The 17,002-nt window shown below is 72.7% G+C and carries 15 protein-coding genes; 8 read left to right on the top strand and 7 right to left on the bottom strand.

Translation table 11 applies throughout. The annotated features are described in order from the left end of the window. Positions 1-11: 11 nt before the first annotated feature. On the bottom strand, positions 12-2,243 hold the full coding sequence (locus ACZ5NJ_RS15950; protein WP_468765462.1) for a sulfatase-like hydrolase/transferase: 2,232 nt from the start codon (positions 2,241-2,243) through the stop codon (positions 12-14). 324 nt (positions 2,244-2,567) lie between these two features. Between ACZ5NJ_RS15950 and ACZ5NJ_RS15945 the strand changes: the two genes are divergently transcribed. After that, the gene (locus tag ACZ5NJ_RS15945) at positions 2,568-3,317 is read left to right on the top strand and encodes a hypothetical protein (RefSeq protein WP_468765461.1); all 750 of its coding nucleotides are present in this window, start codon (positions 2,568-2,570) and stop codon (positions 3,315-3,317) included. Positions 3,318-3,370: 53 nt separating this feature from the next. Further along, positions 3,371-3,904, top strand: coding sequence for a DUF7822 domain-containing protein (locus ACZ5NJ_RS15940; RefSeq protein ID WP_468765460.1), 534 nt, complete (start codon positions 3,371-3,373; stop codon positions 3,902-3,904). 35 nt (positions 3,905-3,939) lie between these two features. On the opposite strand, the gene ACZ5NJ_RS15935 is transcribed toward ACZ5NJ_RS15940, so the two are convergent. The 5 genes from ACZ5NJ_RS15935 to ACZ5NJ_RS15915 all read right to left on the bottom strand — a co-directional run bounded on the left by ACZ5NJ_RS15935 (position 3,940) and on the right by ACZ5NJ_RS15915 (position 9,085). Beyond that, entirely contained in the window at positions 3,940-5,016 is a 1,077-nt protein-coding gene (locus ACZ5NJ_RS15935) for an LLM class flavin-dependent oxidoreductase (protein ID WP_468765459.1), read from the bottom strand. Positions 5,017-5,152: 136 nt separating this feature from the next. Further along, positions 5,153-5,935 (bottom strand): GNAT family N-acetyltransferase, encoded by a 783-nt coding sequence (locus ACZ5NJ_RS15930; protein ID WP_468765458.1) that lies wholly within the window; start codon positions 5,933-5,935, stop codon positions 5,153-5,155. Next, complete coding sequence (locus ACZ5NJ_RS15925) at positions 5,932-6,948, bottom strand: ABC transporter substrate-binding protein (RefSeq protein ID WP_468765457.1); 1,017 nt, start codon at positions 6,946-6,948, stop codon at positions 5,932-5,934. Before ACZ5NJ_RS15925 ends, ACZ5NJ_RS15930 begins: the two co-directional genes overlap by 4 nt. Positions 6,949-6,980: 32 nt before the next feature. After that, positions 6,981-7,952 (bottom strand): amino acid ABC transporter permease, encoded by a 972-nt coding sequence (locus tag ACZ5NJ_RS15920; protein WP_468765456.1) that lies wholly within the window; start codon positions 7,950-7,952, stop codon positions 6,981-6,983. A gap of 176 nt (positions 7,953-8,128) precedes the next feature. Then, positions 8,129-9,085, bottom strand: a complete 957-nt coding sequence (locus ACZ5NJ_RS15915; RefSeq protein ID WP_468765455.1) for an amino acid ABC transporter permease — start codon at positions 9,083-9,085, stop codon at positions 8,129-8,131. 620 nt (positions 9,086-9,705) lie between these two features. Between ACZ5NJ_RS15915 and ACZ5NJ_RS15910 the strand changes: the two genes are divergently transcribed. The 6 genes from ACZ5NJ_RS15910 to ACZ5NJ_RS15885 all read left to right on the top strand — a co-directional run bounded on the left by ACZ5NJ_RS15910 (position 9,706) and on the right by ACZ5NJ_RS15885 (position 14,924). Then, complete coding sequence (locus ACZ5NJ_RS15910; protein ID WP_468765454.1) at positions 9,706-10,863, top strand: LLM class flavin-dependent oxidoreductase; 1,158 nt, start codon at positions 9,706-9,708, stop codon at positions 10,861-10,863. A 74-nt stretch (positions 10,864-10,937) separates the two neighbouring features. Next, entirely contained in the window at positions 10,938-11,867 is a 930-nt protein-coding gene (locus tag ACZ5NJ_RS15905; RefSeq protein WP_468765453.1) for an ABC transporter substrate-binding protein, read from the top strand. 23 nt (positions 11,868-11,890) lie between these two features. After that, a complete protein-coding gene (locus ACZ5NJ_RS15900) occupies positions 11,891-12,643 on the top strand; it encodes an amino acid ABC transporter ATP-binding protein (protein ID WP_468765560.1) in 753 nt (250 codons plus the stop codon). Between the two features lie 157 nt (positions 12,644-12,800). Beyond that, entirely contained in the window at positions 12,801-13,193 is a 393-nt protein-coding gene (locus ACZ5NJ_RS15895; RefSeq protein WP_468765559.1) for a MarR family winged helix-turn-helix transcriptional regulator, read from the top strand. A gap of 50 nt (positions 13,194-13,243) precedes the next feature. Next, positions 13,244-14,593: an MFS transporter gene (locus ACZ5NJ_RS15890; protein ID WP_468765558.1), complete on the top strand. Its 1,350-nt coding sequence runs from the start codon at positions 13,244-13,246 to the stop codon at positions 14,591-14,593. A 34-nt stretch (positions 14,594-14,627) separates the two neighbouring features. Beyond that, the gene (locus tag ACZ5NJ_RS15885) at positions 14,628-14,924 is read left to right on the top strand and encodes a DUF1330 domain-containing protein (RefSeq protein ID WP_468765452.1); all 297 of its coding nucleotides are present in this window, start codon (positions 14,628-14,630) and stop codon (positions 14,922-14,924) included. Between the two features lie 89 nt (positions 14,925-15,013). On the opposite strand, the gene ACZ5NJ_RS15880 is transcribed toward ACZ5NJ_RS15885, so the two are convergent. After that, entirely contained in the window at positions 15,014-16,483 is a 1,470-nt protein-coding gene (locus ACZ5NJ_RS15880) for a hypothetical protein (protein WP_468765451.1), read from the bottom strand. Positions 16,484-17,002: the final 519 nt, after the last annotated feature.

Below are 17,002 nucleotides of genomic sequence, written 5' to 3'. Positions count from 1 at the left end.
GGAACGCCGGTTCAGGAGACGGTGACGCGGGCCAGGGCCCAGGAGGTGTGGTCGAAGGACGTCCGGTTGTTGGCGTCCTCGACCACCAGACGCAGGACGCGTACGCCGCGCACGTCCAGGTCGACCGCGACGGGGCCGCCGGCCGCCGTCAGGGTCGGGGTGGTCAGCAGCAGCCGGCCGTCTCCGTAGACCTTGGCCCGGGTGGCGCCGAGCGCGCTCTGTTTGGCGGAGAAGTCGTCGATGCCGACGAGCGAGGTGAACCGTACGGCGGCCCCGCCGAGGTGGTAGGCGATGTCGCTGGGGGCGTGGACGCCGAGCCCCTTGGCGTACGAGGTGCCCCCGAAGGAGATCGGCGGGCCGTCCCCGGCGGCGTTCTTGCCGTTCGAGGCGTCGCGTTCCACCGGTCCCCAGCCGTTCGCGGCGCTGATCCAGGCGAGGTCGGAGAGGTACGAGTCGCGGGTCGGGGCCGGCGGCGGCGTCGGCACGGTAGTCGCCGCCGTGTAGCGGACCGGACCGCCCGGCGCGACGGCGCTCCCCTCGGCGGTGAGCGACCACACGGTCGCGGGAGCGGCGTTCGCGGGCGGGGTGACCTGCCAGGACACGGTGAGCCGGCCGCCCGCGGCAAGCTGCTCCGCGCTGGTGGGGGAGGCGGGGGCCACCGTCCATCCGGCGGGGGCGGCGAGGCCGAGCGCGGGGCCGGTCCAGGGGCGCGAGGAGCCGTTGTCGAGGGTGGCGGTGACGGTGAACGCCTCGCCCGGGACGGCCAGGGCGGGCAGCGTCAGGCGGACACCGAACGGGGTGCGCGGATACGGGTCCTTCCAGGAGGAACGCATCAGCGCCACCAGTTCCGCGGCCCGGGCCGGGTACGTGCCGGCGAGGTCGCGGGTCTCGCCGGGGTCGGTGGCGAGGTCGTACAGCTCGACCTGCCACTTCGCGTCGGGGAGGGCGTGGTCGCGTTCGGGGGCGAAGCGCACCGCCTTCCAGTTGTCGCGGCGCGCCGCCTCGGCCAGCCAGGTGGCGCGCTGCGCGTCCTGGGCGTTGGCCCGGCTGGTGACGCCGAGTTCGTCGCGGAACCAGTACAGGTGCCCGTGGCGGGCCGCGTCCGGGCTGCCGGCGAGCAGGGGCGCGGCGGACAGGCCGTCCACGTCGGTGGGGGCGGGGGCGCCGGCCAGCTCGGCGAGGGTGGGCAGGACGTCGGTCAGGGGGGTGGGGCGGTCGCTGGTGCCCTGCCTGACCCGGCCGGGGCCCCAGGCGATGAAGGGGACGCGTACGCCGCCCTCGTAGAGGTTGCGCTTGTAGCCGCGCAGCGGGCCGTTGGCGTCGAAGAGGTCCGGGTTGACGCCGCCCTCCTCGTGGGGGCCGTTGTCGCTGGTGACGAGGAGGACGGTGTCCTGCTCCAGGCCGAGGGCGCGCAGCCGGTCGACGACCTTGCCGACGAGCGCGTCGAAGTAGCTCACCTGGGCGGCGTGCCCCTTGTTCGCGGCGGTCCAGGTGCGGTCGGCGTAGGCACTGGTGTCGGGGATGTCGCTGGGGGCGTGCGGGACGTTCGGGGTCAGCAGGAGCAGGAACGGCTGCGCCGCGTGGTCCCCGATGAAGTCCAGGGCGTGCCGCTCCAGCAGATCGGGCGCGTACACGGCCTTCGCGCCGCCCGCGTTGGCGGGTATGGGCTCCTTCACGTCGTTGTGCCAGAGGTACTCGGGGTAGTACTGGTGGGCGTGGCTGTGGTCGATGTACCCGTAGAACTCATCGAAGCCGCGGGCCGCCGGGTGGCTGTCCTGGCCGGCGGCCTCCGGGCCGAAGCCCCACTTGCCGATCACCGCCGTCCGGTAGCCGCGTGCCCGGAGCACCTGGGCGAAGGTGGTGTCGGCGGCGGTGAGGGAACCCTGGCCGCCGGAGGACGGGTTCGCCCGCACCGTCGCGTGGCCGGTGTGGAGCCCCGTCAGGAGGGAGCCGCGCGAGGGGGCGCAGACGGCGGCGGTGGAGTAGGCGTCGGTGAACCGCAGCCCCTCGGCGGCCAGCCGGTCCAGGCGCGGGGTGGCGATCAGCCGCTGCCCGTACGCGCCGAGCTCGCCGTAGCCGAGGTCGTCGGCGAGGACGACGACGAGGTTCGGCGGCCGGCCGCCGGGGGCCGCCGGCTCCGGGTCCGTCACCGAGGGCGCGGCCCGGGCCACGGGCACGGCCGCGGCGGCGGCGACGCCGAGCGCGGCGGTCGAACCGGCCAGGAAGGTACGGCGGCTGGACATGGCGAAGTGCTCCTCGGGTGGGTGGGGACCGTTCGTGTGCGCCGATCATGGACGCACGGCTCCGCCAGGACCATGCACAGGACATGAAGACCTTGTGACGCCGCTCGGCCCCCCGCTGCCCGTTCGACGTACCGGCGTTGAAGACGGACTTCACGTAGATGGTGGCGGCCCACGAACAGCGGATGCCGCCGCCCACGGCCGCCCTTCACGCCACCCTCCGCGCGCCACGGGCCCGGCGGCCCGGCGCGCGCACTCCTGTGATGGGATACGCACAGCGCAAGGTCACGCGGCCGGCCAGGAATCCGGGACGAAGGGGTGAAGCGCATGGCGAGCAGGCAGGACGACCCGCCCCCGACCTCGCCCGCCCCAGAGCTGCCGGTTCTCGCGCTGACCCGCGAAGCGGACCGCGCCCGGCGCCTGCTCGCCGCCGGGGAGTGGCGCGCCAACGAGGCGGACACCGCGGCGGCGGCCGCGCTTCTCGCCCGCCTCACGGCCCCACTCCCGGCCCGCGCGGCCGGCAACGCACGGGCGCGGGCGGTGGACCGGGACCGGCGGCTCCAGCGGATCTGGCGCAGCGCAGTGCACCACCTCGACGCCGGCGCGGTCAGCGCGCCGGCCGCCGCCCTGCTGGCCGCCGTCGCACGCGCCTTCCTGCCGTGGTCCGGCGTCCCGAATCCACCGGCCGCCGCGGCGGCTCCGCACTACCCGCTTCCCCCGACCACCGGCGCCCGCCTCCCGTCGGCGCCGACCGGGGCGGGCGAAGCCCTCCTGCCCGAACTGACGGCGCTGTTCGCCGCACTGTCCGCCCCGCATCCACCCGGGACCACTCCGCCCACACCAGAGGCCACCCCCTGGCGGATCCGGCACAGGGGCCGGTTCCGGCACTACGGGAGACCCGCCCGCGACGTCTGGACGGCCGACACCTTCCGCTGCTCCACCTGCGGAAATGCGGACGGCCCCTGGTCGGTGACCTGCGACTGGCGTCGCACCACGCTGCGCTGCCCGTGCGGCCAGGCGACTGACCGGCACGACCTCACTTTCTCGGAGGTCTTCCTCGTCCTACCGGACATCTGAGGGGCGCCGCTTCGCCACGACGTGTGTCAGACCCCGCTGTTAGGGTCGCCGTCATGGCAAACCGTTCCTATCTCTACTCCGCCGATTCGATGCCCACCGAGGACGACATCCCCAAGCCGATCCGGTGCATATCGGAACACAACTGGGCTGTCCCGCTCGCTCACCAGCTCCTGGTCGGACACGGCACGACGATCGTCCCCTCCATGATCTGGAGCCCCCGCATCGGCATCGCCGCGGACTACGGCAAGGGCGCCGCCCTGCTCCGCGACCTCCTCCTCACGGTCGGTCAGGGACTGCAGGACGACGACGAGTTCGACCGGTGTGTGCAGGCGACGACGTCGCACCTGGACAGTCAGCGGGCGCGGTACTTCCTCCTGGAAACCGGCGAGATGGTCTCCCTCGGGGACGAGGACCCGGTGGCGGCGGTCGAGCGGCTGGTCTCCGCCGACATCCCCGCCGCCGTCGCCCAGGCCGAGGCGGCGATCGCGGGCGAGAACGACGCCTGGCTCGCCACGGTCCGCGCCAACTGGCAGGAACACTTCGCGTCCTTCTACGGCAAGGCGCTCTACTACTCCTTCCCGGACTGAACGCTTCGCACCGCCGCTTCCCCGCTCCGGGCTGCTCAGCGGTCGGGCGAGGACGGGTCGGGGAAGGGCGGGTCGGGGAAGGGCGGGTCCGGGATCTCGCGGCGCAGCACCGGGGCGATGTCCGACTGGAAGAGTTCGAGTGAGGCGCGGTGCTCCGCCGCGCTGAGTCCGCCCGGCTCGGCCTGGAGGTGCAGGACCGTGTGGCCGAACTCCTCGTGGTAGCGGTGGACCTTCTCGATCACCTGCTGCGGGCTGCCGATCAGCGCCGAGCTGCGCTCGATGAAGTCCTCCAGCGTCGGGAACACCGGATCCAGCCCCTGCCGCCTGTGGGAGTCGAGGTAGCGGGCGAACGCCGGCCGGTACGCCAGCGCCGCCCGCTGTGAAGTGGGGGCCGCGTGGTAGCCGGCCGTGCCCGCCCCGACGACCGCGTGCGCCGGATCGTGCCCATAGTGCTCCCAGCGCTCCCGGTAGTGCCGGATCAGCTCGGCGTAGGGGCCGATGGGATGGGTGACGTTCGCGGAGAAGAGCGGGTCCCCGTAGCGCGCGGCGAGATCGACGGACTCCCGGCTCGTGGCGCTGCCGTGCCAGACCCGGACGGCCCGCTGGTACGGCCGCGGCAGCACCTCCGCCCCGGTCAGGGCGGGTCGGAAGCGCGGCTCGGCGGTCACCTTGTCCTCGCGCCAGATCCGCCGGAACAGCTCGTAGCCTTCGGTGTTGCGCTCCCACTGGTCCTCGGGGGTCACGTGGAAGAGCTCCCGCTGCGCCGTGCCGTTGCCCTTGCCGATCATCAGCTCCAGGCGTCCGTCGCAGAGGTGGTCGAGGGTCGCGTAGTCCTCGTACGCCCGCACCGGATCGAGCAGGCTCAGGGTGGTGACGGCGGTGAACAGCCGGATCCGACGGGTCAGCGCGGCGATGTGCGAGAGGACCACGGGCGGGGAGGAGGACAGGAACGGACGTTCGTGGCGCTCGCCCACCCCGAATCCGTCGAAGCCGAGCGATTCCGCCAGCAGGGCGGCGTCCACGACCTCGCGGAACCGCTCGCGGGTGGGGGTGGGCGCACCCGTCACCGGGTCCGCGGAATCCGCGATCAGGGTGATGGCGAGGAATTTCACGCCACCACCGCCGGCCGGCCCGCCGGGTACAGGACCGCGCCGCCGAGCGCGCCGACGGGAGGGAGTTCGGACACGGAGAATTCCGCCTTTCCTGATCGCACGTGCGGGGAAGGAGTAAAGAGAGAAAACGTCACACCTATGGGGCAGCCGTGTTGCCCGGTGCCCGGACCGTCATGAAGAAAGGCCGTCGGCGCACGGTGAAACCGAGCGATTCGTAGAGCCTGACCGCCCCCGTGTTGGCCGCCGCGGTGTGCAGGAAGGGGACCTCGCCCCGCTCCCGGATCCCCGCCGCCACGGCCCGCACCAGCCCGGTCGCCAGGCCCCGCCCCCGGTACCCGGGACGGGTGCACACGGCGCTGATCTCGGTCCAGCCGGGCGGGCGCAGCCGCTCCCCGGCCATGGCGACCAGCCGGCCCCGGTGCCGGACGCCGAGGTAGGTGCCCAGTTCCACGGTGCGCGGCAGGAAGGGCCCCGGCTTCGTGAGCTCGATCAGCGCGAGGATCTCCGGTACGTCTCCGTACCCCAGCCGGACCGCTTCCCCCAGGGGTTCGGCGCGCAGCGAGGTGTCCACCAGCTGTACCCCCTCGACGGCGGCGACGGTCTCCCACCCCGCGGGCGGGGTCAGGACGCCGGCCAGCGAGGCGACCCGGCCCGGTCCGACCAGCGCCGCCAGGTCGGCCCAGGAACGCGGGTCGGCCGGGTCGGCGAGGGCGGCGAAGGGCGCGACCTCCGGGCCATATCGGGCGGCGCGGGACAGCCCGGGCGGGGCTCCGCGCGGGTGCTCGGCGAACGCGGAGTGGGCGCCGGCCAGCGAGGCCCAGGCGGCGTTGTCCAACACGTCCGACACGTCCGGGGCGTCCCGGACGTGCGGGGCGAGCGAGGTCCGTGCCGCGGCGCCGCCCGGGTCCGCCGCGCTCATGAGGCGGTCTGCGGCAGGCCGGGCGGGTTCACCTCGGAGGTGGTGACGGACTCGTTCGACAGGTTCCAGGCGGCCAGCAGCTGCGCGTACTGGCCGTTCCCGATCAGGTGGTTGACGGCCTCCGCCAGCGGCTTGGCCAGCCCGCTGTCCTTCTTCGCCGTGGCGGCGATCAGCCCCTGGACGCTCTCTCCGGCCCCGGAGAACGAACCGGCGTTGCGGGTGGGGGCGTTGCCGCTCGCGGTCTGCGTGATGTGGTAGGCGATGGAGGGGTTCGGCCCGAAGTTGAGGTCGATCTTCCCGCCGCTCAGCGCCAGGTAGACGCTGTTGGGGTCCGGGAAGTACTTGACCTCGATGTCCTTGCCCTCGGCCCGGAGCCTGGCCTGCCACTCCAGCAGGATCTTCTCCTGGTTGGTGCCCTTGCTGACCGCCACCGTCTTCCCCGCGAGATTGCGGTAGTCGCCGCCGAAGTTCCAGGGGTTCTCCTTCAGCACCTCGAAGGCCAGGTTGTCCTTGCGGTAGGAGGCGAACTCGTACTTCTTCTTGCGTTCCTCGGTGACCGTGACGTTGGAGAACGCCGCGTCGACCTTGCCGCTGTCGACGCCGACGAAGAGGTTCTCCCAGGTGGAGTTCTTGACCACGGGCTTCAGTCCGAGGGTCGCGGCGACCAGGCGGCCGAGGTCGGGCTCGGCGCCCGTGAGGGTCTTCTGGTCGGTGCCGACGTAGGCGAGCGGCGGGAACCCGGCGGGCAGGGCGCCGACGCCGATGACCAGTTCGCCGCGGTCGCGGACGGACTTCGGGAGCTGCGCGCGCAGGGACTCGACGACGGGGACGGACAGTTCGGTCTGCCGGGCGGCCCCGTTGGAGACGGCGCCGACGGTCACCCTGCCCGGGGCCCCGCCGTCGGCCTTCGCGTCACCGCCGCATGCCGTGAGTCCCGCGGCCAGGGCGGCGGTGGCGGTCGTCGCGCCGAGGCCGCGGACGAGTCTGGTGCGCAGGAGGGACCGGCTTCGCATGGTGTTCCTTTTCACGTGTATGGACGGGTCTGTCACGGGGCCGTCTCCCGCCGGAAGCGCGGCCGCAGCTCGCGCAGGCCGGCGAGGGCCCGCTGGAGGGGGGTGGGCGGCACGGAGCGCAGTGCCCCGCGGGCGTAGTGCCGCTCGACGTGGAACTGGACGACGGAGACCAGGCTGGTGAGGATCACGTACCAGACGGTCGCCACCAGCAGCAGGGGCACCACGTCACCGGGGTAGGTGCTGGCCAGGCTCTGCACCGAGCCGAACAGGTCGAGCAGGGAGACGTAGAAGACCAGCGAGGTGGCCTTGAGCAGGCCGATCAGCTGGTTGACGTACGAGGGGACGATGGAGCGGAGCGCCTGGGGGAAGACGATCCGGGTGAACTGGCGCCGCCGGGGCAGCCCCAGGGCCGCCGCCGCCTCGTGCTGGCCCTGGTCGACCGAGAGCACGCCGGCCCGGACGATCTCGGCCGCGTACGCCGCCTCGCTCAGCCCCAGGCCGACCACGGCGACCACGATGTCGGTGGCGAACCGCGACTCGTCGAAGGTGACGAAGGCGGGCCCGAACGGCACCCCGATGCTGAGGGTCGGATAGAGGGCGCTGAGGTTGTAGAGGAAGAGCAGGACGACGATCAGCGGCACGGAGCGGAACAGCCAGACGTAGGTCCAGCTCACGGACCGCAGCACCACGTTGCCCGAGAGCCGGCCGAGGGCGAGCAGGACACCGCCGGCCAGGCCGAGGACCGCGCTGTACGCGGTCACCTGGAGGGTGATGAGCAGCCCGTCCAGCACGACCGGACGCAGGAACCAGTACGCGAAGCGGTCCCACTGGTAGAAGGGGTTGGTGATCAGCCCGTGGCCGGCCTGGGAGACCAGCACGAGTACGGCGACGGCGGCCACCCACCGCCCGGGGCGCCGCAGCGGGAGGACCCGCTCGGCCGCCTCCGAGGGGCCCGCGGGGCCCGGGGGGCCGGTGGGCGCGGAGAGGAGCAGTGGTTCGGTCAACGGGTACTCCAGCGGCTTCGACGAAACGGGATCCGGCCAGCCCCGTGAATCGAAAAGCAGCGGTCGTGCCGGAGGAGAGAGGCCGCCGATGGGGGTATCTGCGGCGTAAGTTAGGCGGCCCGGAGAAGGGGTGTCAACGGCCTCGATATCGGAATGCGCGAATGCGTCGGCCGATTTCATCCGCCGTACATATAACGCCTCTTGGTGAAATGAAAAGCCTTTCGGTCGGCAGCGCCGCGCGAGGTGCCGCGCGCGTAATACCGCTCGACGTAGTACTGGCCCGCGCTCAGCACGGTGGTGACGGCGACGTACCAGAGGGTGGCGACCAGCAGCAGCGGAATCACCTGGTAGGTCTGGTTGTAGACCAGCTGGACCGAGTACAGCAGGTCGTGCACGGCCAGCACGCTCACGATGCTGGTGCCCTTGAGGGTGCCGATCAGCATGTTCCCGGCGGTCGGCACGATCGAGCGCATCGCCTGCGGAACGATGATCCGGCGCAGTGTGCGGAGCCTGCCCAGCCCGAGCGCCTGGGCGGCCTCGGTCTGACCGGGGTCCACGGAGAGGATCCCGCCGCGCACCACCTCGGCGGCGTACGCGCTCTCGTGCAGGGTCAGGCCGACGACGGCCGTGAGGGTCGGGCCGAGCAGGTTCACGGTCTCGACGGTGAACAGCCGCGGGCCGTACGGGATTCCGAGACCCAGCGTCGGGTACAGGGCGCCGATGTTGAACCAGAACAGCAGCTGCACCAGCAGGGGAGTGGAGCGGAAGATCCACACGTACCCCCAGCTCAGGGTCCGCAGGACCGGGCTGTCGGAGAGCCGCATCACCGCCAGGACGGTGCCGGCCAGGAAGCCGAGCACCATCACCACCGCGGTCAGCCACAGGGTCAGCAGCAGCCCGTTCAGGACCGCGGAGGTGGTGAAGTACCGGCCCACCACGTCCCATTGGAAGGCGTCGTTGCGCAGGACGGAACGCACCAGGAGCGCGAAGACCAACAGCGCGGCGGCGGCGGACACCCGGCGGCCCACGCGTCGGCGCGGCACGATCCGCGGCGGGTCGGCCGTGGGGGCGGCGCCGGGCTCCGGCGCGGAGGTGGCGGGGGCGGGGGAGACGTCGGAAGGGACGGCGGCCATGGGAGGCCCTCCAGTCGAGGGATCGCGGCATGGATGGGGTGGGGTTTGGGAACCCCGCGTCGTCACGCTCGCCGCGTCCCTCAACGCGGCGGAACGGCCCTCCGTACGGGTGGAGCCGTTCCGCCGCCGATCGTAAGTGCCTGCGGCACGTCCCTGTCAACCATGCGCGGTCCGTACGGCCGGGGCGGTCCGGGATCCGGCCGTTGCTTGACGAAGACCATCGTGTACTGCTCAAGTAGTCATATGAACGCCCATCAGCGCCTCGTCTCGCGCGGCCACATCGACTTCGGTCGGGTGTGGTCCGCCGCGTGTCGCGCCTGATGCGGCAGCGGGCTGCCTGATCGGCCCTTCCCTCCCTCGGTGACCCCGTCGCGGGCCGAGACCTCCCCGCGCACCACCGCCGCCGTCCCCGCACGCCGGCCCGGTGACCCGCGCCCGGACGCGCGCTGCCCGCCGCCCTTCCCCCCCGATGCCCCGCGTCGTCACACCCGTACCGCTCCCGCGCACCCGTACCACCACCGGCCGACGGCTGCCGTCCGCCGTGCGCCTTCCGTCCGCCGTACGAGCCGGCGTCCACCCCTGCCCTGATGACTACACCGCCCCCGCGAAAGGCCACCCCCATGCCCGTGGAATTCCTCGGCATCGCCGCCACCCATGACGGATCCGAAACCACCGCCCGGTCCGGTGCCGCCTTCGACAAGGACTACACGCTCCGCCTCGCCCGGGCGCACGAGGACCACGGCTGGGACCGGGTGCTGTTCGCCTACGGGTCCGGATCCCCCGACCCCGTACCGGCGGCCGCGTACGTCGCCGCCCGTCTGGACCGCCTCCAGCTGCTGCTCGCCCACCGGCCGAACGTCTCCTACCCCACCTACGCCGCCAAGACCTTCGCCACCCTCGACCAGATCAGCGACGGCCGGCTGACCGTGCACTTCATCACCGGCGGCAACGACCACGAACAGGGCCGCGAGGGCGACACCCTCACCAAGGACGAGCGCTACGCCCGCACCAGGGAGTACATCCGGATCGTCAAGAAGATCTGGACCACCCGCGAACCCTTCGACCACGAGGGCGAGCACTACCGCTTCCACGACTTCGTCAGCGACGTCTTCCCCGCCCGCCGACCCCGTCCCGACGTCTCGTTCGGCGGCTCCTCGCCCGCCGCGTACGCCGCCGGCGGGGCCGAGGCGGACATCTACTGCCTCTGGGGAGAGCCCCTGGAGAAGACCGCCCAGCAGATCGACGCGGTGAAGGCGGCCGCCCGGGCGGCGGGCCGCACCGACGTTCCGCGCATCCAGGTCGCCTTCCGTCCGATCATCGCCGCGACCGAGGAGCTGGCCTGGGAGAAGGCCCACCGCACCCTGGGCGCCATCCGCCGCCGGCGCGAGGAGGCCACCGCACGACACGCCCGGGGCGGAGTCACACAGGCCGCGGCACCCGAGAACACCGGATCGCGGAGGCTGATCGCCATAGCGGAGGCGGGCGAGCGCTACGACCGGGCGCTGTGGACGCCGACCGCCGCGGCCACCGGCGGCGCGGGCAACTCCAACGCGCTGGTCGGAACCCCCGAGACGGTCGCCCAGGCGCTGCTGGACTACCACGACCTCGGCGTCGACATCCTCTCGGCCCGCGGCTACGACCTGCTGGACGACGCCGTCGACTTCGGCCGGTACGTCATCCCGCTGGTCCGGGAGGAAGTCGCGAAGCGCGACGCCGCACGCGCGGCCGCGCAGCCGGTGTCCGAGCCCCGTCGGCCCGTCTCGGCGGTACGGCGGTGACCTCCGCGCAGCGCGCCCCGCGCACGGCGGAAACCAGCGTGGGCCTTCCGAGGAGAAGGACACCGGCACCGCGCATGGCCGCGGCGCTGCTCCTCCTGCCCCTCTTGTCCCTCCTGACGCTGACCGCCTGCGGCTCCGGCGGCGCGGCCCCGGCGCCGGCGGGCGCCCGGGCCGGATCCGGACCGGCCGACGACCCGGTCGCCGCCGTACGGACCGTGGACGCGATCGCCTCCCTGCTCCCGGCCGACGTCCGCCGCACGGGCACCCTGCGGATCGGCAGCTCCATCGGGTCCCCGCCCTCCGCCTACTACCCGAACGGGCAGGACAAGCCGCCCGCCGGCCAGGACATCGACATCGCCGACGCGGTCGCCAAGGTCCTCGGGGTGAAGCTGGAGCGGCAGGGAGCCTCGTTCGAGACGATCCTGCCCGCCCTCGGCAGCGGCAAGTACGATCTCGGCACGGGCAACTTCGGCGTCACCGCGGAACGCCTGAAGACCGTCGACTTCGTCACCTACATCAACGACGGCCAGGGTTTCGCGGTCAAGACGGGCAGCACCCGGCTCACCACACCGGTCACCGACCTCGTCCAGCTGTGCGGGCTCACCGTCGGCACCGGAGCGGGCACCACGTTCGAGAAGACCCTCACCGCCCGGCAGGGCGTGTGCGCCGCCGCCGGCAGGAAACCGTACGAGGTCAAGGTCTTCTCCGACCCCGGGGCCGTCACCACCGCCCTCCAGCAGGGCCGGATCGACGTCGTCATGTCGACGATCAACGGCCTGCGCCACCAGGCCGCGCAGCCCGCCGCGCACACCACCTTCCTGGGCGAGTACCACCGTCTCGACGTCGGCTTCGCCTTCAAGAAGGACTCCCCGCTCACCCCGGCCGTCCAGGCGGCCGTCAACGAGCTGGTCAGGAACGGCACCTACGCCGCGATCCTCAAGAAGTGGGGCACCACCGCCTCAGCGATCGACACCTCGCAGATCAACCCGGCCGAGCACCCATGAGGAGGGAACCCGTGAACGACGTCATGGTCGACGTGCGCGGCGTCCACAAGAGCTACGGACCACTGGAGGTGCTGCGCGGCATCGACCTGACGGTCAGGACCGGCGAGGTCACGGTCATCCTGGGCCCCTCCGGCTCGGGCAAGTCCACACTGCTGCGCACCATCAACCACCTGGAGAAGGTCGACCGGGGCTGGATCGGCGTGGACGGCGACCTCATCGGCTACCGCAGGTCCCGCGGCAGGCTGTACGAGCTGAAGGAGAGGGAGGTGCTGCGGCAGCGCACCCGCATCGGGTTCGTCTTCCAGAACTTCAACCTGTTCCCGCACCTGACCGTCCTGGACAACCTGGTCGAGGCCCCGGTCTCCGCGCTGCGGCGCCCCCGCCGGGAGGCGGAGGCGACGGCCCGCCGGCTGCTCGCCCGCGTCGGCCTCTCCGACAAGGCCGACGCCCATCCGCGGCAGCTCTCCGGCGGCCAGCAGCAACGCGTGGCCATCGCCCGGGCGCTCGCCCTCGAACCCAAGGTGCTGCTCTTCGACGAACCGACCTCTGCGCTCGACCCGGAACTGGTCGGTGAGGTCCTGGACGTCATCAAGGACCTCGCGCGGGCCGGAACCACCATGATCGTCGTGACGCACGAGCTCGGCTTCGCCCGCGAGGTCGCCGACACCGTCGTGTTCATGGACGGCGGAGCCGTCGTCGAACAGGGCCCGCCCGCCTCCGTCCTGGACACCCCCCAACACCCGCGCACCCGCGCCTTCCTCGCCAAGGCGGTCTGACCGCCCAGGCTCGTCCTCCCATATCCATAAACGATAAATATAAAAGTGCTATGCTTCGGGTATGAGTCGTCAAGACGCCACTCCTGGCGCGTCCGCTGCCGTCGGTGCAGCCCTCTACGCCCTGGCCACCAGGGCCGCGAGACGGCTGCCCCGGGACATGAGCCTCACGTCCGCCGCCACCCTGGCCACCCTGGACCGGACCGGCCCGCGGCGCATCACCGATCTGGCCGCGGTCGAGGGCGTCACCCAGCCCGCGATGACCGCCCTGGTCCGGGTGATGGAGGAGTCCGGCCTGGTCGAGCGGCGGGGCGACGCGTCCGACAAGCGGGTCACGCTGGTGTGCCTGACCGAGGCCGGCGCCTCCTATGTCCGGACGCGGCGTCAGGCGGGCGTCCACGCGTTCGAGCGGTTGATCGGTGAGCTCACCGGCGACGAGGTCGAGGCGCTGGTGGCGGCCCTTCCGGCGCTGGAGCGTCTGGCCGAGCTCGAAAGCCAGGACCGCGAAGGGCCGAAGCAGTCATCGGGCAGCCGGCCGGCGGGGCCGCGGTGAAAGCGCTCCCGGTGGCGCGTTCCGAGGCGCGGCCGCTGGTCCCCGCCCTGATGTTCGTCGCTCTGGTCGTGGCGGCGGTCGGCAGCCTCGGGGCGCCGCTCATCACCAGCGTGGCGACCTCGTTCCACGTCTCGCTCGGCAGTGCGCAGTGGACGCTGACCGTCGCGCTGCTCAGCGGCGCCGTGGCCACGCCGGTCCTGGGCCGGCTCGGTGCCGGCCCGCACCGGCGGGCCACGATCCTCGTCACGCTGACGGTCGTCGTCGCCGGCAGCGCGCTCACCGTGCTGCCGCTGCCGTTCGGGTGGCTGCTGGCCGGCAGGGCGGCCCAGGGCGTCGGGCTCGGGCTGACGGCGCTGATGATGGGCGTGGCCCGGGACCACCTCCCCGAGGAGCGCGGCGCGGCCGTGATCGCCCTGATCTCGGTGGTCTCGATCATCGGGGCCGGCGTCGGCTACCCGCTGGCCGCACTGCTCGCCGAGCTCGGCGGGGTGCGGGCCGCCTACGGCCTCGGCCTGGTCGTCACCGCCGCCGCCCTCCTGACCGCGTGGCGCTCCGTGCCCGAAGCCCCCGAAGGCCGCTCCGCCCATGTGGACGTGGCAGGCGCGGTCGTCCTGGCCGCCGCGCTGCTCCTGGTGCTGTTCCTCGCCGGCGAACGGAACCTGTGGAGCCGGCACCTCGCCGTGGCGGCGGGCCTCGCCCTGGTCGCGGTGGTGCTGTTCTGCGTCTGGGCCGCCATCGAGCTGCGCAGCACGACGCCCCTGGTCGATGTGCGCGCGGTGCGGCACCCGGCGGTCGCCGGGGCGAACCTCGCCATGTTCGTCGGCGGGATCGGCATGTACCTCCTGCTCACGCTCATCACCCGGTACGCACAGACGCCGCTCGGCGCCGGCTACGGCTTCGGGCTGACGACCTTCGTGGCCGGGCTGGTCCTCATCCCGTTCTCGGCGCTGGGGTTCGTCGCAGGGAAGCTCACGCCCCGGGTCCGGACGCGGATCGCCGACCCCCTGCTCCTGGCCGGCAGCGCCGTCGTGGTCGGCGCCGGGTTCGCCCTGTTCGCGGCGGCCCGGTCGGACCTGGCCGAACTGTTCGCGGCGATGGGCGTGCTCGGCTTCGGCGTCGGCGGCTTCTCGGCCGCGATGCCCGGCGTCATCCTGGCCGTCACCCCCAAGAGCGAGACGTCGAGCGCCATGAGCTTCAACTACGTCGTCCGCAGCGTCGGGTACTCCCTGGGCAGTGCCGTCGGCGGCCTGATCCTCGCCGCGGGCACCGGCCGCGGCCACCTCTTCCCCGACGACAGCGCCTACACCACCGCGGCGCTGGTCGGCATCGGCGCCATGGCGATCGCGACGCTGACAAGTCTCGCGCTCGCCCGCCGACGCCCGTCCGAGACCAACCCGTAAATCAGAGCACTCTCATCACCGCACTGGAGGTTCCATGCCCAAGGGCTACTGGGTCAGCGTCTACCGCACCGTATTCGACCCTGAGAAGCTGGCTGCCTACAACGAGCTGGTCGGTCCGGCCGTCAAGGCCGGGGGCGGTCGGGTCCTCGTCCGTGACGGTCGGGTGGTGGCGCATGACGCCGGCATCGCCGGGCGCACCATCCTGATCGAGTTCGACAGCTTCGAGCAGGCCGTCGCGGCGCGCGAGAGTCCGGCCTACCAGGAGGCGCTGGCCGTCCTCTCCGACGGCGTCGAGCGCGACTTCCGCATCGTCGAGGGCCTCGACGACTGACGTGACGGCGCGTCAGGCTCCCCGGAAACAGGGCGTCATGGCGCCCCTGTTCCCGGGGAGTCGGCCGGAAGACCGGCTCCCTCGACGGGTCAGCGCCTGGAGATGCGCACCACCCCGGTTTCGGTGCCCTGGTAGAGGGTGCCGTCCGGGGCGGCCGTCCCCCGCATCTGGAGCGGGTTGTAGACCAGCCCGATGCCCAGGAAGGAGCTGTTCAGCTGCGCCCCGGTGGCCGGGTCGATCACCGCGTGGTGGTACCGGGCGAAGGTGTTGAGGCCGGCGCTGCCGGTCGGCCCGGTGACGGAGACCGTGTAGATCTTCCCATCGGCCAGGGAGAGCCGGGGCAGCGCCGCGGACTTCACCGGGCTGTTCCACACCACCGAGCAGCCCGTGCCCTCGGCATTGACGTCGATCCGGCTGAGACCGCCGTCGAAGTCCGCCGAGGAGGGCTGGCTCGCGGGAGCGCCCTCGGGCAGGGCCGGGTACGGGTATCCGTAGGTGTTGGTCACGAAAACGCTGCGGCCGGAGGCGATGACGGCGTCCTCGGTGCCGCTACGGGCGTACCCCGTCAGCACGGGGATCCGGCAGACCGGGTCCGGGCCGCCCGCCGCCCGGTAGACGAGCAGGTTTCCGTGCGGGGCGGCGTTGTCGACGATGGTGACGTACTCGGTGCCCTGGTCCGGTCCGAAGAAGCTGGGCGTGGTCCCCGTGCCCCAGCTGAGCTGACCGGGCTTGCGGGCCGGTCCCCGGTCGTAGGGGGCCCGCCAGTCCACCACCGGGGTGCCGTCGGCGGCGGCCGACAGCAGGTAGAGGGCATGGTCGGTGGCGACGGCCGTGCGGCCGGGGACGGTGGAGATGCTGTTCTGGACGCCCTCACCGGTGCTGATGCTGCGTACCGCGCCGGCGGCGGTGTCGACGGTCCCGATCACTCCGCCGCTCGTGGCGAACCAGACCCTGCCGTCCCAGTCGGGGGTCAGGCCCACGATGTTGTCCCCGGCGGGGACGGCGCCTCCCAGCGGGGTGGACTCGTCGATCCGCAGCTCCCATCCGGAGCCGGTGCGGTGGTGGCCCACGCGGACGAGGTCGTTGTTCCCGTCGACGACGACCAGGCGGTCCCTGTGGTCCAGGTAGGCGTAGACGCCGCCGAAGAGGCTGCCCTTGGCCAGGGAGAGCGAGGCGAGGTCGGTCCCGGTCTTGGGGTCGAGCAGGTGGACGGTCGGCGTCCGGCCGAAGATGGTGGTGCACAGCGCGATCACATAGCCGTCACCGCCCACGACCACCGTCGGGCAGGCCGAGGCCAGCGCCGTCCGGGAGTAGTCGATGGCGGAGGTCCCGGGCCCGGGGTAGGTGGTGGTACCGCTGGAGGCGCTGTCGCCATGCATGGTCGCTGCACCGTTGGCCGCGGTGAACGGGTTCTGCGGTGCCTGCGGGCCGAACGGGGACACGGGACCGTCAGCGGAGGCGGAGGCGGGAGCTGCGGTCAGGCCGCCGGCGCCGAGGGCCAGGGCGAAGGAGCAGACGAGCGCGGCGAGGCGCCCGCCTGCGGGCAGGGAGAACGGCATCAAGGGGTCCTCAGGACTGGAGGGGGGCGAAGAACGGCCGCACGGCGCCCGAGGGCGACGGACGGTGCCACGTGCTGCGAACCGTGCGGCGCGTACGGAGCGGAACCGGCCGCGGTGTACGCCGCAGACGGATGCCGGTGGTGCGGGGCCGGCCGGCACGGCGGTGGCCGAGGGGGCGGCCGGGCCCCTGGTCCCGTGCGGCGATCGCCCCGCGGAACGCCTCTGACGGGGACGCTAGCCGCTGCCCGCACGATCCGGATCTTCCCGGGCCCACCCGCCACGGCCTGTTCACGCTGTTTCACGTTCCCGCAGCACCCGGGCAACACAAGGCCGTTGAACCCGCCCGGCCACCACGCGCGGCGCCCACGGCGCACCGGGGGTTCGCCACGCAGCCGGCCGAACTAGGCCGTCTCTTCCGGATCTTGCCTGACCCGCGCCGCCCGGCACCGCGCCTCGCCGCGTTGGGGGGGGGGACAGGGAAGGGGGCGGAAGGGGGGGGAGCGCAAAAAAAACGAGAAA

It is taken from the genome of Streptomyces sp. NPDC032091, assembly GCF_055580265.1.
The sequence above is the reverse complement of the archived record's forward strand: the minus strand, read 5'-3'. Positions and strand labels throughout refer to the sequence as shown.